We start from the raw sequence: 20,943 nt of genomic DNA, 5'->3' as shown, positions 1-20,943 counted from the left end.
GGCATTCCCGTCTTGCGTCAACCTTCCACGAAACAAAGGCCGGAGCGGGACAATGTTCCCGCGGAAAGCGGCGGGTTGGGCGACCGATTTCGGGGAATTTTCTTCTCCCCCTAGCACCTGCAGCAAAGCGCGGTTACATGGGCCGCCACGATTCTTCCCTCGCAGAGGAAACTGGCGCCATGGATATCCCGACCGGCCTGACATTCGACGACGTGCTGCTGCGTCCCGGGGCGAGCGATATCCTGCCCTCTCAGGCGGACACCAGCACCCGGCTGACTCGCGGCATCGCTCTCAACATTCCTGTCCTCTCGGCGGCGATGGATACCGTCACCGAAGCGGACATGGCGATCGTCATGGCGCAGCTCGGCGGCATCGGGGTGCTTCACCGCAACCTCTCGATCAGGGAACAATGCGCGGCGGTGCGCAGCGTGAAGCGGTTCGAGAGCGGGATGGTGGTCAATCCCATCACCATTTCGCCGGATGCGACGCTGGGCGAAGCGCAGAAGCTGATGCAGGCCAACCGGATCAGCGGCATTCCCGTGGTGGAAAAGGGCGGGAAGCTGGTAGGCATCCTGACGCACCGCGATGTCCGCTTCGCCGACAATCCCAGCCAGCCCGTGCGGGAATTGATGACCAGCGAGAATCTCGCCACCGCAAGCCCCGGCGTCAGCCAGGAGGAAGCGCGGCGGCTGCTGCACCAGCGCAGGATAGAGAAGCTGCTGGTAGTGGACGAGGCCTATCATTGCATCGGCCTGATTACGGTGAAGGATATCGAAAAGGCCGTCACCTACCCGAGCGCCACCAAGGATAGTGCAGGCCGCCTGCGGGTGGCGGCGGCGACCACGGTGGGCGACAAGGGCTTCGAACGGACCGAGGCGCTGATCGACGCCGAATGCGATGTGGTGATCATCGATACCGCGCATGGCCATAATCGCGATGTGGCCAAGGCGGTGGAGCGGGTGAAGAAGCTGTCAAACGCCGTGCAGGTGGTGGCGGGCAATGTCGCCACGGCGGAAGCGACCCGGGCATTGATCGATGCAGGGGCGGATGCGGTCAAGGTCGGGATCGGCCCCGGCTCCATCTGCACCACCCGGATCGTCGCGGGCGTGGGCGTGCCCCAGCTTACCGCGATCATGGAAAGCGCCGCCGAAGCCGCGAAATCGGATATTCCGGTGATCGGCGACGGGGGGCTGCGGACCTCCGGCGACGCGGCCAAGGCGCTGGCCGCCGGCGCTTCCACCATCATGATCGGATCGCTGCTGGCGGGCACGGAGGAGGCGCCGGGCGAAACCTTCCTCTACCAGGGCCGCGCCTACAAGTCCTATCGCGGAATGGGTTCGGTGGGCGCAATGGCGCGGGGCAGCGCCGACCGCTATTTCCAGCAGGACATCAAGGACCAGATGAAGCTGGTGCCGGAAGGGATCGAAGGCCAGGTGCCGTTCAAAGGCTCGGCCAAGGACGTGATTCATCAGCTTGTCGGCGGGATCAAGGCGGCCATGGGCTATACCGGTTCCGCCACGATCGAGGATCTGCGCACCCGGGCGAAGTTCATCCGGATCACCAATTCGGGCCTTACCGAAAGCCATGTCCATGACGTGTCGATCACGCGAGAAGCGCCGAACTATCCGACGCGGTAGCGCTGCCAGGCGCCGGAAATGACGCCTGCCGCCCGCGTTCAGGCAGCGATCGAGCTGCTGGATCTTATCATTGCCGCCGCGCGCAGCGGTGGGGCTTCGGCGGACCGTCTCATCGCGGACTGGTTCCGCACTCGCCGCTTTGCCGGGAGCAAGGACCGGCGGGCGGTGCGCGAGCTGGTCTACGGAGCGATTCGCGCCTGCGGCGAAATTCCGGAAACTGGCCGCGCCGCGATGCTGCGGCTGGCTGAAGGCGACTCTTCCATCCGCCAATTGTTCGACGGATCGCCCCATGCGCCTTATCCCTTGCAGGATGGAGAGCCGGTGGCAGGGGCGGGCCATGCGCCCGGCTGGCTGGAGGAATTGCTGGCGGGTTCCGACATTCGCCAGGACGAGCTGGCTGGCTTGCTGGAGCGCGCGCCGCTCGATTGCCGGATCAATAGCCTGCGGCAAGGCCGGGCGGATGAATTGCCGGAGCCGGGCGAACCCACGCTTGCGGCGCATGGCCTGCGTTTCCCCACCGGCACGCGTGTCGAGCAATGGGAAGCCTATCAGGCCGGGGCTATCGAGGTGCAGGACACGGCATCCCAGCTCGTGTGCGAAGCCGTGGGCGCCATGCCCGGAGAGTTGATTGTCGACCTCTGCGCGGGGGCAGGGGGCAAGACCCTGGCCCTGGCGGCGGCCATGGACAATCGTGGACGGTTGCTGGCGTGCGATATTGATCGCACCCGCTTGTCGCGCCTGGGGCCGCGGGCCGAGCGCGCCGGTGCGGCCATGATCGAGACGCGCCTGCTCAACCCGGGGGAAGAGGCGGCGTTATTGGCGGACTGGGCTGGCCTTGCCGATGCCGTGCTGGTCGATGCGCCCTGTTCCGGCACAGGCACATGGCGGCGCAACCCCGAAGCGCGCTGGCGGCTCGACCGGCGGGAACTGGAGCGGCTTGCGCGCGCGCAAGCCCATGTGCTGGATGTTGCCGCCGGGCTGGTCAAGCCGGGCGGCCGCCTGCTCTACGCGGTCTGTTCGGTGCTGGATGCGGAAGGGCCGGATCGGGTGGACGCCTTTCTCGCGGCCCGGCCCGGCTGGCGGGCAGACCGCCCGGATCTGCCGGCCGGACGCCAACGCGGGCAAGGAATCCGCTTGACGCCGCTTCACGACGGAACGGATGGATTTTTCGTCGCGCGTCTCGTTTCGCCGTGTTAACATCTCGTGTCATGGCAGAGCCTGCGAATAGTCCATCGTCTGCCCTGAAGGAGTTTTTGATGCGCTACTATCCTGCCGCCCTTGCCCTTTCGCTGTTCGCCGCGGTGACGGCCAGTGCGGGCCTGGGCGCGACCGGCGAGCCCGATCCGCGTGCAGCCCGCCTGATCGAAGAAGGCCGGGTGGCGCTGGATGCGGGGGATACTCAAGGTGCGGTGGATGCCTTCGAGGCGGCCCTGGCGGTCGATCCGGGCTATACGCCGACCTATCTCGAACTGGCCCGTGCGGCCCGCAAGGAAGGGCTGCAGGGCAAGGCCATCCATTATTACCGTGAGGCGTTGAAGCAGGACCCGGCCAATTTTTCCGCGCTTTCCGGCGAGGGGGCGGCCCTGGTGGAAAAGGGCGCGATCGAAAAGGCGCGGCGCAACCTGACCAAGCTGCAGAGCCTGTGCGGGGAAAGCTGCTCGGAAACGCGGACGCTGGCAACCAGCATCGAAACCGGGCCGACGCAGACGGTGGTGACCGCCGAGGCGGTGAAGCCGGAAGTGGTGATTACCCAAAACTGATCGCGGCGTCGGCAGCACCTGAACTGTCCGCGCCGCTGTTCAGATCAGCGGGCGGAACTCGTCCAATATCGCCTGATAGACCTGCGCCTTGAAGGGGATGATAAGCTGCGGCAGCTGCTCGGGGTCGACCCAGCGCCAGTCGCAGAATTCGGCCGGGTCGTGGGCGGCAAGGTTGAAATCGCTGTCCTGCCCCGTGAATCGCGCCAGGAACCAGTGCTGGCGCTGGCCCCGGTAGCGGCCGCCCCACAACTTGCCCAGGAGTTCGCGGGGAAGGTCGTAGAGCAGCTCCTCGCGCGTCTGGGCGATGAGCGACACATGCCGGGACTGCAGGCCTGTCTCTTCATTCAGCTCGCGAAGCGCGGCCTGCATCGGCTCCTCGCCCTCGTCGATTCCGCCCTGGGGCATTTGCCACCAATCGCCTTCCTTGGTGTCGATCCGCTTGCCGACAAAGGCCTGGCGCCGGTGGTTGACCAGCATCACGCCGACGCAGGGGCGATAGGGCAGGGATTTCTCTCGGCTCATGGGCGGGCACTGCATGGATGTTTCATTATGCAGTGGATTAAGACGAAATCTCGTCGATTTCCACTTGTGTGTTTTTGCGCGTTACAGAAAAAGTTTATTGCGGGCGAAAGGCGCGAGGCATAGGTCCGATTGGGAAGGAAAGGCGCGAGTTATACGCGCCTCGCTTGAAGGTGAACTAAAATGGCGACTCTTGTGGTCGAAAAGCAGGCCGGGCAAACCACTCCGGAAGCCGTTGTGGTGCGGTTCGCCGGCGATAGCGGTGACGGCATGCAGCTTACGGGTGGGCAGTTTACCCTGTCCACCGCGCTGGCCGGCAACGATCTGGCGACATTCCCGGATTTCCCGGCGGAAATCCGCGCGCCGCAGGGCACGCTGTTCGGGGTTTCGGCGTTCCAGATCAATTTCGGCTCGACTTCGATCGAAACCGCCGGCGACGCGCCCGATGTGCTGATCGCGATGAACCCGGCGGCGCTCAAGGTGAACCTGCCGGCGCTCAAGCCGGGCGGGCTTGTGATCGCCGACACCGGCGAGTTCAACAAGCGCAACCTCGAGAAGGCCAAATACGACACGAATCCGCTGGAAGACGGCAGCCTGGCCAAGTGGGATGTGCTCGCGTTCGATATTTCCGCCCTTACGCTGGAATCCGTGAAGCCGTTCGGCCTTGGCAACAAGGAAGCGCTGCGCTGCAAGAACATGTGGACCCTGGGGCTCGCCCTCTGGATGTTCGATCGCCCGCGCGAACCGATTCATGAGTGGCTCAAGCAGAAATTCGCCAAGGCGCCCGAACTGGCCGAGGCGAATATCGCCGCGCTGGATGCGGGGCATTCCTATGGCGAAACGGCGGAGATTTCCGGCCCGCTCAAGCAGCTTCACATCGATCCGGCCGAAAGCGAGCCGGGTGTCTATCGCACCATCACCGGCGCGGAGGCGATCAGCCTCGGGCTGGTCGCGGGTGCGCAGCTGGCAAGCCTGCCGATGTTCTTCGGCGGCTATCCGATCACTCCCGCCTCGGCGATTCTGCATCATCTGGCGCGGTTGAAGGAATTCGGCATCACGACCTTCCAGGCGGAGGACGAGATCGCCGCGATCTGCGCCGCCATCGGGGCATCCTATGCGGGGCAACTGGGCGTCACCAGTTCATCTGGTCCCGGCATCGCGCTGAAGGGCGAGGCGATGGGCCTGGCGATCATGACCGAGCTTCCGCTGGTCATCGTCAATTCCCAGCGCGGCGGGCCTTCCACTGGCCTGCCCACCAAGACGGAGCAGTCCGATCTCTATCAGGCGGTCTATGGCCGCAATGGCGATGCGCCGATGCCGGTGATCGCGGCACGCAGCCCGGCCGATGCTTTCGAATGCGCGATCGAGGCGTGCCGCATCGCGGTGCAATACATGACCCCGGTGATGCTGCTGACCGACGGCTATATCGGCAATGCGGCCGAGCCATGGAAAGTGCCGGACCCCTCCGCTTATGAACCGTTCCCGGTGAGCTTCCTCGAAGAGAAGAATGCCGGCGATCAGTTGCTTCCCTTCAAGCGCGACGCCAAGGGCGCGCGTCCGTGGATCAAGCCGGGCACGCCCGGGCTGATGCACCGCATCGGCGGGATCGAGAAGGCCATCGATACCGGCCATATCGATTATTCTCCCGAGAACCACCAGGCCATGACGGATGCCCGCCGCGACAAGATCGACGGTGTGGCCAGGAGCATTCCTGCGCAGGACGTCGCGATCGGCAATCCGTCGGGCAAGCTGGCCGTCGTGGGATGGGGCTCCACCTTCGGGCCGATTCACCAGGCGGTCCGCCGCGCGCGCCGCAAGGGGCTGGACGTCAGCCATGTCCATGTCCGCCACGTCTGGCCCTTGCCGGCCAATCTCGGCGAGTTGCTGCGTGGTTATGACAATATTCTCGTGCCGGAAATGAACACGGGCCAGTTCAAGACGGTGCTGCGCGACCAGTATCTGGTCGATGCCAAGCCGCTCAACAAGACCAGCGGCCAGCCTTTCTCCATCGCGGAACTGGAAGAGGCCATCGCCAAGTTCTTCGACGGCATTCCCGATAATGAAGGCGGCGAGGTTCCGCCGAGCGACACCCAGTTGCCCAGCCCGAAGGCAGTCAACCCATGAACGAAATGACCACGATCACCACGACGCTCAAGGATTGGGAAACCGATCAGGAAGTCCGCTGGTGCCCCGGCTGCGGCGATTACGCGATCCTCAAGGCGGTCCAGCGGACCCTGCCTGAAATCGGCGCCGATCCGGCCAAGACAGTGTTTGTATCGGGTATCGGCTGCTCCAGCCGCTTTCCCTATTACATGGAAAGCTACGGCTTCCACACGATCCATGGTCGCGCCCCGGCCTTCGCCACCGGCATCAAGCTCGCCAATCCGGAGCTGGATATCTGGCTGGTGACGGGCGACGGCGATGGCATGTCGATCGGCGGCAATCACACCATGCATCTGCTGCGCCGCAATCTGAACTGCCAGATCATGCTGTTCAACAACGAGATCTACGGCCTGACCAAGGGGCAGTATTCCCCGACCAGCCGGGTCGGCACGACCAGCCCGTCCACCCCGCTCGGCTCCGTCGATCGCCCGGCCAGCCCCTGCGCCTTCGCGCTGGGCGCGGGCGCGCGCTTCGTGGCGCGGGGCTTCGACGTTTCCAAGGATCTGCCGGCGGTGCTGAAGGCGGCCCACGCCCATAAGGGTGCGGCTTTCGTCGAGATCTTCCAGAACTGCATCGTCTATAACAAGGACGTCTTCGCTGGTTTCACCGAGAAGAAGTTCGCGGATGAAAACCAGCTCTGGTTGAACGATGGCGAGCCGATGCTGTTCGCCAAGGGCACCAAGGGCATTGCGCTCGACGCTGAGAAGCTGACGCTGACCGTGGTGGATGTCGTCGATGGCGATTGGCAATCGGCCGGCGTGATCGTGCATGATGTGACCAATCGGTCCATCGCGCATATGCTGGTCGAGCTGCCGTTCGGCCCGTTTCCGATGGCGCTGGGCGTCATCTATGACGATCCGCGCCCCACGTTCGAGCAGAGCGTGATCGACCAGAACGCCAAGGCGAGCGAGGGTAAGCAGGCCGATCTCGCCAAGCTGCTGGCGAAGGGCCAGACCTGGACCGTGGAGGCATAAAGCTAGGGCTTGATGCTTGCTCGCCGATCAAGGAGGGCATGGGCGAGGAATATCCAGCCCGTTCCCGCCAGCCAGCCGGCGATGATGTCGCTGGGGAAATGAACCCCCAGCCATACCCGGCTCCAGGCGATGGCGAGGCTCAGCAGTGCCGCGCTCGCCATCATCGCGCCGCGCATAGCTGCGGACTTGCTGATCGCGGCGAAGGCCAGGGCGATTCCGAAATATACCACGGCTGAATTGAAGCTGTGGCCGCTGGGAAAGCTGAAACCGCCCGCTTCCGTCAGGTGGGGAACAATATCCGGTCGGGCACGGCCGAAAATCCATTTCATCCCGCTGTTTACAATCCAGCCGGCAACAACCATTATGCCGAGCAGTGTCGCTTCGCGCCGCCGGTTCAGCCGCACCAGAGCCAGGATAGCCAGAACCGCGGCAAGGCTTCGGGCCGGAACGCCCCCGAGAATGGTGATCCCCTGCATCAATCCGGTCAGCGATCCGGGGCCGGCGGGGGTGAGAGTGGCTTCGATGCGCCATAGCAGCAAGCCTGCTTCATCGAGGCTGCCTGTCTGCGCGTGAGCGACCAGCCAGGCCATGATTGCGAAGCCCGACCAGCATGCCGCCGCAATCGCATAGGCCCAGACCGGATCGATCCGCCAATCCTTGTCGCGCCTCAGGGAAATTTGCGCATCAGGCTGCATCGTTATCGGCCCGATCGTTCCGTTCCGCGCTTATCCATTGCCGGCAATTTCCGGAAAACCATGCCGTCACCTCAAATCCTGTGGCTATGTCGCGGCCTTCATACTCGATGACAACTGCATGGGAAAACGCATGCGGGGCGGGGCATCGGCAGGGGAAGCAAGTATCTGATAACGCCGAGCTTGCCGGGGGTTTGCAGGAGAGTCATAATCGCCCCATGCGGATACAGGGGTTGGGCAGAGGAATTGCGCTGCTCGAAGGCGGCGGCAGGATCGGGGCAGGCCCCGCATGGCTGGCTCGTATCTTCGCAGGCGGATTTCATCGCCTGCTCGACCGGATCGACCGGGGGCTGGAATATGGGGAGATCAGAACCATCCTCCCCGAAGGAACAATCCGGACCCTGGGCGGTCGCAAGCCCGGGTTCGAGGCGACGGTCACAATTCACGATTGGAGAGCCTTGTGGCGCCTGGCCACCACCGGCTCGGTCGGCTGGTATCAGGCATGGGAAGCGGGCGAATGGGATAGCCCTGACCCGGTTCCGCTCTTCGCCTTGTTCATGGCCAATGGCGAGGCATTGGGGGATGCGGGGCGTGCCCACGGGCCCTGGCGCCTGCTGGCGCGCGCGATCCATTGGTTGAATTGCAACAGCCGGAAAGGGGCCCGGCGCAACATCCGGCTGCATTACGATTTGGGTAACGACTTCTATGCCCAATGGCTTGACCCGACCATGAGCTATTCGAGCGCCTTGTTCGATCAGGGTGGAACGCTGGAGCAGGGCCAGAGACGCAAATGGGCGCGCCTGGCTGAACGGCTTGGTTCGCCCGGAACATTGCTGGAAATCGGTTGCGGCTGGGGTGGCTTGTCCGGTTTTATTGCGCAGCGTGGCGCGCGCGTCACGGCCATCAGCCTTTCGGATGAGCAACTCGAATGGGCAAAACGCCATCAGCCCGGGCTAGTGGATTACCGCAAGCAGGATTATCGTGACATTCGCGGGCAGTTTGATGCGATCGTCAGTGTCGAGATGGTCGAAGCGGTGGGGCGGCAATACTGGCCTGCCTATATGGATTGTATCGCGCAGTGCCTGAAGCCCGGCGGACGGGCCGCGATCCAGTTCATATCCATGAAGGAGTCGCTGTTTGAGCATTATGCCGCGAGCGCGGATTTCATTCAGGCCTACATATTCCCCGGCGGGCTGCTGATCCGCGAGAAGGAATTTCGCAAACTAGCGGCCGAACGCCTGCTGTCGTGGGAGGATCAGCAGGATTTCGGACTGGACTATGCCGAAACCTTGCGGCTCTGGCGGATGAATTTCGATGCCGCGGCGGCCGAAGGCGGATTGCCGCCCGATGTCGATGAACGCTTCCGCAACCTGTGGCGCTATTACCTGATGTATTGTGAAGGCGGCTTTCGAGGCGAGGGCATTACAGTCAGCCAGGTAACGCTCGTCAAATCCGTACAGGCGTGAGCGGGGCCGTGCGTATCAGGCCGCTGGGCGGGGACCACTTCCGCTCCCGCTGTAGAGCGCGATGATGTTGTCGTGGACGATCGGATTGAGCAATTGCTGGAAGGCGCAGCCGGCGATTCCGTCATCCCACCATACGACTTCGGCCTGAAGCGATTCGAGCCCCGGAAGGGTGAGCCAGCAAATCGTTCCGGGCTGGAGGCGGCTGATCGAAGATGCCGCGAAGCCCGAAAGCGACAGATCCAGCACGGATGCCTGGAATGCCCGCCCGCCGGACTGGCGAAACTGCGCCGGTATGGCAAGCCGCGTGCGCGGTGCGCTGCGATCTTCCTGCGCAGCGACATGATAACGCGTTGGCGTGTTCCGAACCACCATCGCCAGATCATCCTCGTCCAGACAAACCCCCGTTCCGGCCCGGCGGGCGCGGAACGCTCGACCCTAAAATCCTGAATTCCGGTTTCCGGAGATTTGCCGGATCTGGTTAACGCGCGGCCCCGACGCGCTCGCGATAGCCTGTGGCGAAGGGTTCCTGAAGCAATTCGACGAGCCGTTCCGCCACCACTTCGGGCAGTTTCACCGTTGCCGGGTCCTCTCCGGGGTAGGCGCGGGCGCGCATCGCGGTGCGCGTGGCGCCCGGATCAATTATTGCAACTCTCGTCGAAGACAGGTTGGCGATTTCCTGCGCGTAGCTTTCCAGAAGAACTTCGAATGCGGCCTTGCTGGCGGCATATGCCCCCCAATAGGCGCGGGGGCTTTGTGCGACGCTGCTGGTAAGGCCGATGAGGCGGGCATCGTCGCTGCGCTTGAGCAGTGGGGCGAAGGCCGCGAGCAAGGCTTGCGTGGCCAGAACATTGACCGTCAGCGCCCGGTTGAGATCCTTCTGGTCCATCTGCGACACAGGGGTCAGCGGCGGGAAGAAGGCCGCCGCGAGAACCATGATGTCGATACGGTCCCAGCGATTGGAAATGGCGACCGCGAGCCGCGCGATCGCGTCGGGTTCCGAAAGGTCGACCGGAGCGATGGTGGAAGACCCGCCAGCTTCGTGAATGGCTTCTTCGACCGCCTCCAGCGCCTTCGTGTCGCGGCCGGTGACGATGACATGCGCGCCCGCGGCGGCGAATGCCTGCGCGGTGGCGGCGCCGATCCCCCGGCTTGCGCCGGTGACGAGCGCAATCTGGCCGGAAAACGGCGCTTTTACGGATTCAGGCATTCAGGCGACTCGGTTGACCGGAAAAGGAAGCTGGGCGGGCGGGCTTTCGCGGTCCGCAAGGTCTGTCAGGCTGGTGGGGTAATCGCCCGTGAAGCAAGCGTCGCAATATTGCGGGCAGGTGTTGTTGCGCCCCGTTTCGCCCACCGCCCGGTAGAGGCCGTCGATCGAGACGAAAGCGAGGCTGTCGGCCTTGATGAAGACGCGCATGGCCTCGACATCCATCTGGGCGGCGAGGAGCTTCGAGCGTTCGGGCGTGTCCACGCCATAGAAGCAGCTGTGCATCGTCGGCGGGCTGGCGATCCGCATATGCACTTCCTTGGCGCCGGCCTCGCGCATCATTTCCACGATCTTGAGGCTGGTGGTGCCGCGCACGATCGAATCGTCGATCAGGACGAGCTTCTTGCCTTCGACCAGCGCGCGGTTGGCATTGTGCTTGCGCTTCACGCCCGAATGGCGCTGGCTGTCGGAAGGCTGGATGAAGGTCCGCCCGACATAATGCGAGCGGATGATGCCAAGCTCGAACGGAATCCCCGAGCGCTGGGAATATCCGATTGCCGCCGGCACGCCGCTGTCGGGAACCGGCACGACAAGATCGACCTCGGCCGGGCTTTCTATCGCAAGCTGCGCGCCGATCTCCTTGCGGACGGAATAGACCGACCGGCGATCGAAGATCGAATCCGGGCGGCTGAAATAGACATGCTCGAAAATGCAGGGCCTCGCCGAAATCTGGCCGAAAGGCCGGTGCGAGAACACATTGCCTTCGAAATCGACCTGCACCAGCTCTCCCGGCTCCACCTGACGGAGAAATTCGGCGCCCACCACATCGAGCGCCACGGTTTCGCTGGCGAAGATGAAGCCGTCCCCGATCTTGCCCATTACCAGGGGGCGAATGCCGAGAGGATCGCGGCAGGCGATCATCCCTTCCGGAGTCATGCAGATCAGCGAATATGCGCCTTCGACAAGGCGCAGCGCATCCACGAAACGGTCCAGCAGCGTGGGATAGCGGCTTGTCGCGACGAGATGGATGATGACTTCGGTATCGGAGGTGGACTGGAAGATCGCGCCCTTGCGCACGAGATCCTGTCGCAACCGTATGGCATTGGAAATATTGCCGTTATGCGCGACCGCGAAACCGCCGGACGCCAGATCGGCGTAAAGCGGCTGGACGTTGCGCAGGCCCGCGCCGCCGGTGGTGGAATAGCGCACATGGCCGGCGGCCATATGGCCGGGCAGTTCGCGAATGGCCTCGCTGCTGGAGAAGTTCTCGGCCACATGGCCCGTCCCGCGGCGGGAATAGAACTCCCGACCGTCGAAGCTGGTGATTCCCGCCGCTTCCTGCCCGCGATGCTGCAGGGCATGAAGACCTAGCGCGGTCATGGCCGAGGCATCGTTGACGCCTATGACGCCGAAGATGCCGCATTCTTCACGGAGTTTGTCGCCATCCGCGTCGAAAAAGGGGTGGGTAAGGGTCATGGTCCTGGAAGGCTCGCAGATTGCCCGCTCTCGATTTCGCAATGGCGATATTGCAGCCGGATTACAAGGTAGGATTCGAGAGCGGCTCCAACAAGGGATAAAGCGTGTTGCCTATGGAGGCTCCGGCCCCTAGACCTCGCGACGACCAAACCGCATGCGAAAAGTTGTCCCTTGATCCTTTCCCCCTTCGAATGGACCATTGCCAAGCGTTACATGCTGCCCGGGCGCGGCGAGGCATTCATCGCTCTCGTGGCGGGCATCAGCCTGGCCGCGGTCATGCTCGGCGTCGCGGCCCTGGTGATCGTCATGAGCGTGATGAACGGTTTTCGCGCCGAACTGCTGGACAAGATCGTGGGCCTGAACGGCCATGCCATCATTCAGGCCTATGGCGGGCGTCTGGATAACTGGCAGGGCGTGTTGAAGGAAGTCCGCTCGACCCCGGGAGTGGTGCGGGCATCTCCGCTGATAGAGCAGCCGCTTCTGGCCAGTTTCAATGGCCGGGTCGAAGCGATCCTGGTGCGTGGCAACACCTCGCAGGACATCCGAAGGCTCGAACCGCAAATGGTGCAGGGCAGCCTGGTGCCGCTCAAGCCGGGCGCTGGGAATGTCGCCATCGGCGCCCGCCTGGCGGAAAATCTCGGCGCGCGGGTGGGGGACGTGATCACGGTGATAAACCCGCAGGGGCGCTCGACTCCCTTCGGCACGGTTCCTCGCCAGATCGGCTACACCGTGGCCGCCATCTTCGAGATCGGCGTTTACGATTACGATCAGGCCTTCGTGGTCATGCCGATGCGCGACGCGCAGACCCTGCTGTTGACCGGGGACACCATCGGGATGATCGAGGTGAAGACCGTCAATCCCGACAAGGTGGCCGAAATCCTCGCTCCGCTCGGCCGGAAGCTCGCCGGGCAGGCCGTCATTCAGGACTGGAAAACGATCAATGCCAGCCTGTTCGAAGCCCTGGCGGTAGAGCGGGTGGCGATGTTCGTCGTGCTGTCGATCATCGTACTGGTGGCCGTGTTCAACATCCTGTCCTCGCTCATCATGCTGGTGCGCGCCAAGACGCGCGATATCGCCATCCTGCGCACAATGGGCGCCACGCGGCGCTCGCTTCTCAAGATCTTCGTCACCACCGGCTTCATCATCGGCGCTCTCGGCACAGTGGCCGGGCTGATGCTCGGCTTTGTGTTTCTGTATTTCCGGCAGCCGATCGTGCGGGTGGTGGAGATTATCACGGGCCAGAATTTGTGGGACCCGTCCATTCGCTTCCTTACGGAATTGCCGAGCCGGACCGACCCCGCCGAAGTGACGGTCATATCGGTCATGGCGCTTGTCTTCAGCTTCCTGGCGACCCTCTACCCGGCGCTCAAGGCGGCCGGCACCGATCCCGTGCAGGTGCTGCGCTATGAATAATCATGATCCGGTCGTGCGGCTTACGCAGTTGACCCGCAGCTTCGAGCAAGGCGGCGTGCGGATCGATGTCCTGCGGGGAGTGGACCTTGCCATCCGCCCGGGCGAGATCGTTGCCCTGCTGGGGCCTTCGGGGGCGGGGAAATCCACCTTGCTCCAGGCGGTCGGCCTGCTCGAGGGAGGGTTCGGCGGCCGGATCGAGCTCGCGGGCACCGATGCCAGCACGCTTTCCGGGGACGACCGCACGGCCTTGCGCCGGGATCATCTGGGCTTCGTCTACCAGTTCCATCATCTGCTGCCCGATTTCACGGCCGAGGAAAATGTCGTTCTGCCTCAGCTGATTGCCGGACGCAGCCGTTCGCAGGCGGAGGAGAGGGCGCGGGAACTGCTGGATGCGCTCGGGCTGGGCCAGAGGCTGGACCACCGGCCGAGCCAGCTTTCCGGAGGGGAGCAGCAGCGCGTTGCCGTCGCTCGCGCTCTCGCCAATCGCCCGGAACTGGTGCTGGCGGACGAACCTACCGGCAATTTGGATGAAGTGACCGCCGATAAGGTGCTTCAACAATTCCTCAAGCTGGTGCGCGGGGAAGGAAGCGCTGCGCTGGTGGCCACGCATAATGAACGATTGGCCCGATCCATGGATCGGGTGGTCCGCCTGCATGAAGGCCTGCTCGAATAGCCGGCAAGGCAGGAACGAACGCCACGGCAAGGCGTTCTTTTGCCATGACAGACCATCCCGCCGTCTCGAATGCCAGCCATGTGCCTGTCGGCATCAACTGGAACGATCATGCGACCCTGCACAGCAAAGGCGATGGAGAGGGGGTGCTGCACGGAATGAAGGCGCTGCGGGGCGGAACGCTCGGCGAACTGGTTCGCTTCGTGATGAATTTGCCGGAAAGCGAGAGAGGCGACTACGTCATTGAAAAATCGGGCGACCACCGTCTCGATACAGGCGAGATATACGCCCTGGCGGCGCGGAGCGATTACCCTCGTTAATTGGTGATCACTTCGCCAGGGCGGCGAGGCTTCCCTCGTTGACCGACGCAACCGCCGCCTTGAGCACATCGATATTGGGCACCGTTCCTTCCGCTTCGACCATGAAGCGCTCGCCGATCATCACGCCGAAGGTGCCGCGATTGCCTGAATTGTTCCATTTTTCGGTCTGCATCCGGCCGTCGACGACGCCCGTCTTCTCGTAACCTTCGGCATCCTGCCGGGATTGCTCCACGCCCATCGCAACGCCCATTCCCGCCAGTGCGCCAAGCGCGTTGGTGTCGGTTATCCGAAGATCGAACCGATTGTCGCCGCTTTCATAGGTGCCTTCGACATTGCCCATTCCGCCGGCCGCGGTGCTTTGCTGCGCGGTGCGCGCATAATTGCCGATGGATGCCGGCAGAAGCGCCTGCAATGACGCGGCCTCGACCGGCTTGACCTTGCCGCTGGCCTGATCTTCCATGCGTTTCGCGGCCTGTTCCATCTTGCCGATGTCGATAGTCCCCACTCCGGGCACGTTCACGCTGCCGGACAAGTCGCCGTCGTCGCTGCTGTAGGTCACGTCCCTAAGAGGATTGCCCACGAACATGGCCGTGAGCGCGCCGGTGATCGCCATGGCCGCCAGATAGATCAGCACGGTCGCCAGAACCGTGACCGCGGTGTAGCCGCCTGCCTTGTCCTGCGGGACCTTCATCAGCGGCGTGGCGCCGGTGTAGAACAGGTAGATGCTGTAAAGCCCGAGAATGGCGAGGAAGCCGATGGCGGGGATGAGGCCGAAGATTCCGGCGACCCAACTTGCGGTGAGGCTGTAGGCGACAAGTTTGAAGGCGCGGAGCTTGTCTTCCGTTCCGCCGAACTTGGGCGCCAGGAAATTGGCGATGAAGCTCAGCAGGAAAAGCGAGACGAGCGCCATGACGAATTGGATGACCGCCGTGCCGAGCGCGCCGACGAGACTGGGGCGATAGCTGAGGCCGAAGGCGCCATATCCGAAAACCTGCCCGCCGATGAAGCTGGCAACAGGCGTGATCGCCGCCAGCGGAATGGCATATTTGGTGAGGATGTCGCCGACCGTGGCGGGTTCCGCCTCGATCACCGGCCATTCTTCAGCGGGCTTCATGATGATGGCCTTGGCCCGATCAACCAGGCCATGCGCAGAGTTCGTGGATACCGGCTCTTCCGACATTTCTAATCCCCATCCTGCGTGTTTCCCGGATGAAATCATAATCTGCGGATTATTCAAGGAGTAAGACGGTCTTATCCCCAATAGGAAGCGGCGGATGGCTTGATCGGACGGCGTTAATCTTATTATTTCGCAGCATGGCATATGCGCCCTTTGTCCCGCTTCGGCTCCTGTCTTCCTATTCGATGCTGGAAGGCGCGATCGATCCCAAGGCAATCGCCAAGCTGGCGAAGGAGCGGAGCTTTCCCGCCATCGCGATTTGCGACCGGAACGGCCTTTACGGGTCGGTTGCCTTCGCGGCTGCCTGCCGCGACCAGGGCATCCAGCCGATCGTGGGGGCATTGCTAGGCGTCGCGACGGGTGAGGGGGACGCAGGCAGTCGGATCGATTTCCTGCCGCTCTACGCCAAGGACGAGGATGGCTGGAACAATCTGTGCCATCTGGTGAGCCGCGCGCATCTCGATCGCCCGCTGCATGAAGAGCCGCACGTCCTGCTCGCCGATCTCGAAGGCAGGACAGACGGGCTGATCGCCTTGACCGGCGCGGGCGAGGGGGCCTTGGCCCGGCTCTTCGCGGAGGGTCAGGACCGGGCGGCGCTCGCCTATGCGGAAAGGCTGGAAACCCTGTTTCCCGGGCGGCTCTATATCGAGATCGCCCGCCGCAACGATCCGGTTGAGGAGGCGGCCGAAGATGGGCTGATCGCGCTTGCCTACGAGCGGGGGTTGCCGCTGGTGGCCAGCAACCCTGCGAATTACGCCGACCCTCATTTCACGGCGGCGCATGACGCGATGCTGTGCATCGCTCATTCCACCCATGTGGATGCTGTGGACCGCCCCCGGTCCAGCTCCAATTCCTTCGTCAAATCCGCGCCGATGATGGCCGAGCTGTTCCCGGATTTGCCGGAGGCGCTCGCCAATACGCTGGTTGTCGCCCAGCGTTGCGCCTTTGCTCCGCCGAAACGCAAGCCCATCCTGCCCAGCCTGGCCGGGGACAAGGATGGCGAAGCGCGGATGATGGCGGAAGACGCCCGGGCCGGACTTGCGAAAAGGCTCGAGCCTTATGGCGAACTGTCGCCCGAGGAGCGCAAGGCTTACGAAGATCGTCTCGATTTCGAGATCGAGATCATAAACCGCATGGGCTTCGGCGGTTACTTCCTGATCGTTGCCGACTTCATCAAATGGGCCAAGGAACAGGGTATTCCGGTCGGCCCTGGCCGTGGTTCGGGCGCCGGATCGGTGGTGGCATGGGCGCTGACCATCACCGACCTCGATCCGATCAGGCTGGGCCTGCTGTTCGAGCGCTTCCTGAATCCCGAGCGCGTGTCGATGCCGGACTTCGATATTGATTTCTGCGAAACCCGGCGGGGCGAAGTCATCCGTTACGTCCAGCGCAAATATGGCCATGATCACGTCGCCCAGATCATCACCTTCGGCAAGCTGAAGGCCCGGGCGGTGCTGCGCGATTGCGGACGTATCCTGCAAATGAGCTATGGCCAGGTCGACCGGCTCTGCAAGATGGTGCCGAACCATCCGACCGATCCATGGACCTTGCCGCGTGCATTGAATGGCGCCGCGGAGTTCCGCCGGGAATATGAAACCGATGGGGAGGTGAAGCGGCTCGTCGATCTGGCGATGCAACTGGAAGGGCTGCCTCGAAACAGTTCGACCCATGCCGCTGGCGTGGTGATCGGGGACCGGCCGCTGGCGCAGCTTGTCCCGCTCTACCGCGATCCGCGGTCCGACATGCCGGTGACCCAGTTCGACATGAAGCATGTCGAGGATTCGGGCCTGGTGAAGTTCGATTTCCTCGGGCTGAAGACGCTGTCGGTGCTGCGCAAGGCGGTGGATCTGCTGGGCCGGCGGGGGATTACGGTCGATCTCGACAAGCTCGCATGGGATGACCCGCAGGTTTACGAATTGCTCCAGTCCGGCAATACCGTGGGGGTGTTCCAGCTGGAATCGGAAGGAATGCGGCGCACTCTCGCCGCCGTCAGGCCCAGCAACTTCGCGGATATCATCGCGCTCGTTTCGCTCTACCGGCCCGGTCCGATGGATAATATTCCACTGTTCGGACGCCGCAAGAACGGGTTGGAGGCGATCGAATATCCGCATCCCAAGCTGGAAGGCATTCTGGCGGAAACCTACGGCATCTTCGTCTATCAGGAACAGGTGATGCAGGCGGCGCAGATCCTTGCCGGCTATTCGCTTGGGGATGCGGACCTGCTGCGCCGCGCCATGGGCAAGAAGATCCAGGCCGAGATGGATGCCCAGCGCGCCCGCTTCGTCGAAGGCTGCAAGGAAGTTTCGGGAATCGAGAAGGCCAAGGCGAACGAATTGTTCGACTTGATCGACAAGTTCGCCGGCTACGGTTTCAACAAGAGCCATGCCGCCGCCTATGCATTGCTGGCCTATCAGACGGCTTGGCTGAAAACCCATTATCCGGAAGAGTTCTACGCCGCCTCGATGTGCTTCGACATGCATCAGTCGGAAAAGCTGGCTGTTTTCATCGACGATGCGCGACGGCAAAAGCCCCTGGCGGTTGAAATCGCGGGGCCGGACATAAACCGGTCGGAAGCCGAATTCACGGTCGAGCAGACGGACGAGGGATATGCGGTGCGCTATGCTCTGGCCGGCATTCGCAATGTTGGGGAGAAGGCCATGGAAGCGCTGGTGGCGGAACGGGAAGCCAACGGCCGCTTTGCCAGCCTTGAAGACCTGTTCCGCCGGCTTCCGCCCGGCTCCATGAACCGCCGTCAGCTCGAAGGGCTGGCAGGAGCAGGCGCGTTCGACAGCATCGAGCCGAATCGCGCGCTGATCCTGGCCAATGCCGACATGCTGCTGGCGGTGGCGGATGCGGCGGCGAGAGAGAAATCGAGCGGCCAGGCGGGCCTGTTCGGCGGCGAGGATCATGCCGAACCTTCGATGCGCCTGGCGTCGGCCGCCGAATGGTCGCGGTCCGAGCGGATGGCGGCGGAACGGGAAAATTTCGGGTTCTATTTCACCGCGCATCCCGTGGAACAATACCGCGCCATCGCTTCGGCCAACGGCGCGCGCAGCTATGACAGCCTGATGCAGGGCGGAGTTCCCGGCGGGGGTCGGCAGCAGGCGGTGATGGCTGCGATGGTCGAAGGGGTGAACAGGGGCAAGACCCGCAAGGGCAAGGATTTCGTCCGGGCGGATTTCTCGGACAGTTCCGGGCAGTTCAGCGCCGCATGTTTCGAGGAATCCCTGGTGGAATCCTTTGTGCGATGGGCGAAGGACGGCACCTGCATCCTGCTCAATGTGGAGCTGGACAGCCCGAGCGCGGATGAGCCGCCTCGGGTGACGGTTCGCGGCGCGCGCCCGCTCGCCGAGGTCAAGAGCGCGGCGCAGATGCAACTCAGCCTCGAGATCACCGATGCGGAGGGATTGGCGCTCCTTGCCGCCATGCTGATGCCCGATCCGGAATCCCGAGGGGAAGTGCTGGCTCGCCTGCGCACGGGAGCAGGGGAAAATCCGCTTCTGCGGCTGGGTGAAAATTTTCGCCTTGACGGGGAACTGGCCGAACGCTTGCAGGATGTTCCGGGCATCGCCAATGTGTCGTTGCGAGCCAAGCCGGCCAGTGGACATCTCCGCTTGGTGGCCTAGGCTGGGTTCGCTCCCTGCTGGACCGGAGTCCGGGATTTGCCTGTTTTTCCGCGATTTCGGAGTGAACAAGGGATTCCACTCGCTGCGAAATCGCTTTAGGAAAATCGCTGCTTGTACAAGCTTATATCAGGGGGCCGGATCCTGTTCGTTTGATTGATCCTGGCTTGCGGGAATCCGCGACATACGCATGATGGCGGTCGCGGACTGGGGAGACATCGATGCTGGGTGCTATGCAGGACTGGGAGCTACGCGTCACGGGTTTGCTGGAGCATGCCGCGCGCGAACACGGCAGCCGCGAGATCGTCACCGCCTGGGCCGACGGCAGGGAAACCAGAACCGATTGGGCCGGCATTCGCGGCGATGCCCTGCGGCTGGTCCAGGCCTTGCGGCGGCTTGGCATCCGCAGCGGGGATCGGGTCGCAACCCTGGCGATGAACCACAGCCGCCATCTCGTCTGCTGGTTCGGCGTGCCGGGCGCCGGTGCGATCGTTCACACTCTCAATCCTCGGCTGTTCGACGATCAGCTCGAATACATCGCCAACCATGCCGAGGACCGGGTGTTGATCTACGACGCGGCGTTCCAGCCTATCGTGGACAGGATGCGCCCGCGCTGGAAAACGATCGAGCATTACATCTGCTTCGATCCCGCAGGCGATCCGCCGCCCTCCGCCAGCGAGCAGCCCATGTCGTTCGAGGAGTGGATCGGGGCCGAGACGGGAGAGGCGGAGTGGGAACGGGGTAGCGAGCGCGATCCCTGCATGTTGTGCTATACCAGCGGGACGACCGGCCATCCCAAGGGAGTGCTGTATGAACACCGCTCCACCATCCTGCATACCTATGCGGTGGCTTCTTCCGCGGTGATGGCGATGGATGCGCGATCGGTGGTGCTGCCGGTCGTTCCGATGTTCCATGCCAATAATTGGGGGCTTCCCTGGGCCAGCGCGGCGATGGGGGCCAAGATGGTGTTCAGCGCGGTGAACGAGCCGGAGCGGCTGATCCGGCTGATGCGCGCGGAAGGGGCAACCCATGTGGCGGGCGTGCCGACCGTCTGGCTGAGCCTGTTCCAGTGTCTCGACGCGGCGGGCGAGGAGCTGCCCCCGATCCGGCAGGCCCTGTCGGGCGGTTCGGCACTGCCGCGCGCGCTGATCGAGCGGCTGATGCGCGCTGATGTGAGAGTGGCCCACGCCTGGGGCATGACCGAAACCTCGCCGATCGCGACCGCTACCTATGAGCCTGCGGATTGGGACAGGATGAGCTTTGAAGATCGCGTCCGGCTCAAGGCCAGCCAGGGACGCGCCTTGTTCGGAACCGAAGTGCGTGCGGTCGATCTCGACGATCCAGCCCGAACCTTGCCGCGCGACGGAAAATCTGCGGGCGCGCTGCAGGTGCGCGGGCCGTGGGTCATCAAGCGCTACTTCAAGGCCGAGACGGACTCCGTGCAGGAGGCGGGCCAATGGTTCGATACCGGCGACGTCGCCGTCATTCATCCCGACGGCACGGTCCAGCTGACCGACCGGACCAAGGATGTAATCAAGTCCGGCGGGGAATGGATCAGCTCGGTCGAGCTGGAAAATGCCGCTGTCGCTCATCCGGGGGTGGCGGAAGCGGCGGCGATCGGGGTGCCGCATCCCAAATGGGACGAGCGCCCGATTCTGGTAGTGGTGAAAAAGCCCGAGTGTTCGGTCTGCGAGGCCGAATTGCGCAGCTTTCTTGCGGACAAGGTGGCGAAATGGTGGCTGCCCGATGCCGTCGAGTTCGTCGACGAGATACCGCACACCGGCACCGGGAAGATCAGCAAGAAGGATTTGCGCGCGCGGTTCGCCGGCTATCGGCTGGAATCCTGACC

General features: G+C 63.4%; 17 protein-coding genes. 11 read left to right on the top strand and 6 right to left on the bottom strand.

Annotated elements, in window-relative coordinates; genetic code table 11:
• Positions 1–179: 179 nt before the first annotated feature.
• Genes guaB through U8326_RS06995 form a run of 3 tightly spaced genes read left to right on the top strand, consistent with a single transcriptional unit; the run spans position 180 to position 3,397 of the window.
• Positions 180–1,637: an IMP dehydrogenase gene (gene guaB / locus U8326_RS07005; RefSeq protein ID WP_324743192.1), complete on the top strand. Its 1,458-nt coding sequence runs from the start codon at positions 180–182 to the stop codon at positions 1,635–1,637.
• A gap of 18 nt (positions 1,638–1,655) precedes the next feature.
• The gene (locus U8326_RS07000; RefSeq protein WP_324743190.1) at positions 1,656–2,834 is read left to right on the top strand and encodes an RsmB/NOP family class I SAM-dependent RNA methyltransferase; all 1,179 of its coding nucleotides are present in this window, start codon (positions 1,656–1,658) and stop codon (positions 2,832–2,834) included.
• A gap of 59 nt (positions 2,835–2,893) precedes the next feature.
• Positions 2,894–3,397 (top strand): tetratricopeptide repeat protein, encoded by a 504-nt coding sequence (locus U8326_RS06995; protein ID WP_324743189.1) that lies wholly within the window; start codon positions 2,894–2,896, stop codon positions 3,395–3,397.
• Between the two features lie 39 nt (positions 3,398–3,436).
• Here the strand turns inward: U8326_RS06995 and U8326_RS06990 are convergent, their stop codons facing one another.
• Positions 3,437–3,919 carry an RNA pyrophosphohydrolase gene (locus tag U8326_RS06990; protein WP_324743188.1) on the bottom strand — a complete coding sequence of 161 codons (483 nt, stop codon included), beginning with the start codon at positions 3,917–3,919 and terminating at the stop codon, positions 3,437–3,439.
• Between the two features lie 180 nt (positions 3,920–4,099).
• Between U8326_RS06990 and U8326_RS06985 the strand changes: the two genes are divergently transcribed.
• Both U8326_RS06985 and U8326_RS06980 read left to right on the top strand, forming a co-directional pair.
• Positions 4,100–6,040, top strand: a complete 1,941-nt coding sequence (locus U8326_RS06985; RefSeq protein ID WP_324743187.1) for a 2-oxoacid:acceptor oxidoreductase subunit alpha — start codon at positions 4,100–4,102, stop codon at positions 6,038–6,040.
• Positions 6,037–7,053, top strand: coding sequence for a 2-oxoacid:ferredoxin oxidoreductase subunit beta (locus tag U8326_RS06980; protein WP_324743186.1), 1,017 nt, complete (start codon positions 6,037–6,039; stop codon positions 7,051–7,053). Before U8326_RS06985 ends, U8326_RS06980 begins: the two co-directional genes overlap by 4 nt.
• Positions 7,054–7,055: 2 nt before the next feature.
• On the opposite strand, the gene U8326_RS06975 is transcribed toward U8326_RS06980, so the two are convergent.
• Positions 7,056–7,748 (bottom strand): phosphatase PAP2 family protein, encoded by a 693-nt coding sequence (locus U8326_RS06975; RefSeq protein WP_324743185.1) that lies wholly within the window; start codon positions 7,746–7,748, stop codon positions 7,056–7,058.
• A gap of 215 nt (positions 7,749–7,963) precedes the next feature.
• Between U8326_RS06975 and U8326_RS06970 the strand changes: the two genes are divergently transcribed.
• Positions 7,964–9,211: a cyclopropane-fatty-acyl-phospholipid synthase family protein gene (locus U8326_RS06970; RefSeq protein ID WP_324743184.1), complete on the top strand. Its 1,248-nt coding sequence runs from the start codon at positions 7,964–7,966 to the stop codon at positions 9,209–9,211.
• Positions 9,212–9,226: 15 nt separating this feature from the next.
• Here U8326_RS06970 and U8326_RS06965 read toward each other — a convergent pair whose 3' ends face one another.
• The 3 genes from U8326_RS06965 to purF form a co-directional block, all read right to left on the bottom strand.
• On the bottom strand, positions 9,227–9,583 hold the full coding sequence (locus tag U8326_RS06965; protein WP_324743183.1) for a PilZ domain-containing protein: 357 nt from the start codon (positions 9,581–9,583) through the stop codon (positions 9,227–9,229).
• Between the two features lie 106 nt (positions 9,584–9,689).
• A complete protein-coding gene (locus U8326_RS06960) occupies positions 9,690–10,418 on the bottom strand; it encodes an SDR family NAD(P)-dependent oxidoreductase (protein WP_324743182.1) in 729 nt (242 codons plus the stop codon).
• A complete protein-coding gene (gene purF, locus U8326_RS06955) occupies positions 10,419–11,891 on the bottom strand; it encodes an amidophosphoribosyltransferase (protein WP_324743181.1) in 1,473 nt (490 codons plus the stop codon). It abuts the gene before it with no gap.
• Between the two features lie 171 nt (positions 11,892–12,062).
• Here purF and U8326_RS06950 point away from each other — a divergent pair, with 171 nt between their 5' ends.
• From U8326_RS06950 to U8326_RS06940, 3 genes are read left to right on the top strand one after another with little or no spacing between them, the layout of a single operon-like run.
• The gene (locus tag U8326_RS06950) at positions 12,063–13,304 is read left to right on the top strand and encodes a lipoprotein-releasing ABC transporter permease subunit (protein ID WP_324743180.1); all 1,242 of its coding nucleotides are present in this window, start codon (positions 12,063–12,065) and stop codon (positions 13,302–13,304) included.
• Positions 13,297–13,977: an ABC transporter ATP-binding protein gene (locus U8326_RS06945; RefSeq protein WP_324743179.1), complete on the top strand. Its 681-nt coding sequence runs from the start codon at positions 13,297–13,299 to the stop codon at positions 13,975–13,977. The genes U8326_RS06950 and U8326_RS06945 overlap by 8 nt, the downstream gene beginning before the upstream one ends.
• A gap of 44 nt (positions 13,978–14,021) precedes the next feature.
• Positions 14,022–14,294: a hypothetical protein gene (locus tag U8326_RS06940; protein WP_324743178.1), complete on the top strand. Its 273-nt coding sequence runs from the start codon at positions 14,022–14,024 to the stop codon at positions 14,292–14,294.
• Between the two features lie 7 nt (positions 14,295–14,301).
• On the opposite strand, the gene U8326_RS06935 is transcribed toward U8326_RS06940, so the two are convergent.
• Complete coding sequence (locus tag U8326_RS06935) at positions 14,302–15,408, bottom strand: Yip1 family protein (RefSeq protein WP_324743177.1); 1,107 nt, start codon at positions 15,406–15,408, stop codon at positions 14,302–14,304.
• 200 nt (positions 15,409–15,608) lie between these two features.
• Here U8326_RS06935 and dnaE point away from each other — a divergent pair, with 200 nt between their 5' ends.
• Together dnaE and U8326_RS06925 are read left to right on the top strand one after the other, a co-directional pair.
• Positions 15,609–19,097 (top strand): DNA polymerase III subunit alpha, encoded by a 3,489-nt coding sequence (gene dnaE, locus U8326_RS06930; protein ID WP_324743176.1) that lies wholly within the window; start codon positions 15,609–15,611, stop codon positions 19,095–19,097.
• A 218-nt stretch (positions 19,098–19,315) separates the two neighbouring features.
• On the top strand, positions 19,316–20,941 hold the full coding sequence (locus U8326_RS06925) for a long-chain fatty acid--CoA ligase (RefSeq protein WP_324743175.1): 1,626 nt from the start codon (positions 19,316–19,318) through the stop codon (positions 20,939–20,941).
• Positions 20,942–20,943 lie beyond the last annotated feature (2 nt).

Origin of the sequence: Tsuneonella sp. CC-YZS046 (assembly GCF_035581365.1) — a bacterium.
Classification (GTDB): domain Bacteria; phylum Pseudomonadota; class Alphaproteobacteria; order Sphingomonadales; family Sphingomonadaceae; genus JAWKXU01.
This window is presented reverse-complemented; position numbering and strand designations above follow the sequence as displayed.

What these genes read in the sequence shown, in the direction of transcription:
- dnaE (WP_324743176.1), top strand. Translation starts at nt 15,609, where the DNA reads ATGGCATATGCGCCCTTTGTCCCGCTTCGGCTCCTGTCTTCCTATTCG.
- U8326_RS06965 (WP_324743183.1), bottom strand. Translation starts at nt 9,583, where the DNA reads ATGGTGGTTCGGAACACGCCAACGCGTTATCATGTCGCTGCGCAGGAA.
- guaB (WP_324743192.1), top strand. Translation starts at nt 180, where the DNA reads ATGGATATCCCGACCGGCCTGACATTCGACGACGTGCTGCTGCGTCCC.
- U8326_RS06975 (WP_324743185.1), bottom strand. Translation starts at nt 7,748, where the DNA reads ATGCAGCCTGATGCGCAAATTTCCCTGAGGCGCGACAAGGATTGGCGG.
- U8326_RS06990 (WP_324743188.1), bottom strand. Translation starts at nt 3,919, where the DNA reads ATGAGCCGAGAGAAATCCCTGCCCTATCGCCCCTGCGTCGGCGTGATG.
- U8326_RS06980 (WP_324743186.1), top strand. Translation starts at nt 6,037, where the DNA reads ATGAACGAAATGACCACGATCACCACGACGCTCAAGGATTGGGAAACC.
- purF (WP_324743181.1), bottom strand. Translation starts at nt 11,891, where the DNA reads ATGACCCTTACCCACCCCTTTTTCGACGCGGATGGCGACAAACTCCGT.
- U8326_RS06945 (WP_324743179.1), top strand. Translation starts at nt 13,297, where the DNA reads ATGAATAATCATGATCCGGTCGTGCGGCTTACGCAGTTGACCCGCAGC.
- U8326_RS07000 (WP_324743190.1), top strand. Translation starts at nt 1,656, where the DNA reads ATGACGCCTGCCGCCCGCGTTCAGGCAGCGATCGAGCTGCTGGATCTT.
- U8326_RS06995 (WP_324743189.1), top strand. Translation starts at nt 2,894, where the DNA reads ATGCGCTACTATCCTGCCGCCCTTGCCCTTTCGCTGTTCGCCGCGGTG.
- U8326_RS06985 (WP_324743187.1), top strand. Translation starts at nt 4,100, where the DNA reads ATGGCGACTCTTGTGGTCGAAAAGCAGGCCGGGCAAACCACTCCGGAA.
- U8326_RS06970 (WP_324743184.1), top strand. Translation starts at nt 7,964, where the DNA reads ATGCGGATACAGGGGTTGGGCAGAGGAATTGCGCTGCTCGAAGGCGGC.
- U8326_RS06940 (WP_324743178.1), top strand. Translation starts at nt 14,022, where the DNA reads ATGACAGACCATCCCGCCGTCTCGAATGCCAGCCATGTGCCTGTCGGC.
- U8326_RS06960 (WP_324743182.1), bottom strand. Translation starts at nt 10,418, where the DNA reads ATGCCTGAATCCGTAAAAGCGCCGTTTTCCGGCCAGATTGCGCTCGTC.
- U8326_RS06925 (WP_324743175.1), top strand. Translation starts at nt 19,316, where the DNA reads ATGCTGGGTGCTATGCAGGACTGGGAGCTACGCGTCACGGGTTTGCTG.
- U8326_RS06935 (WP_324743177.1), bottom strand. Translation starts at nt 15,408, where the DNA reads ATGAAGCCCGCTGAAGAATGGCCGGTGATCGAGGCGGAACCCGCCACG.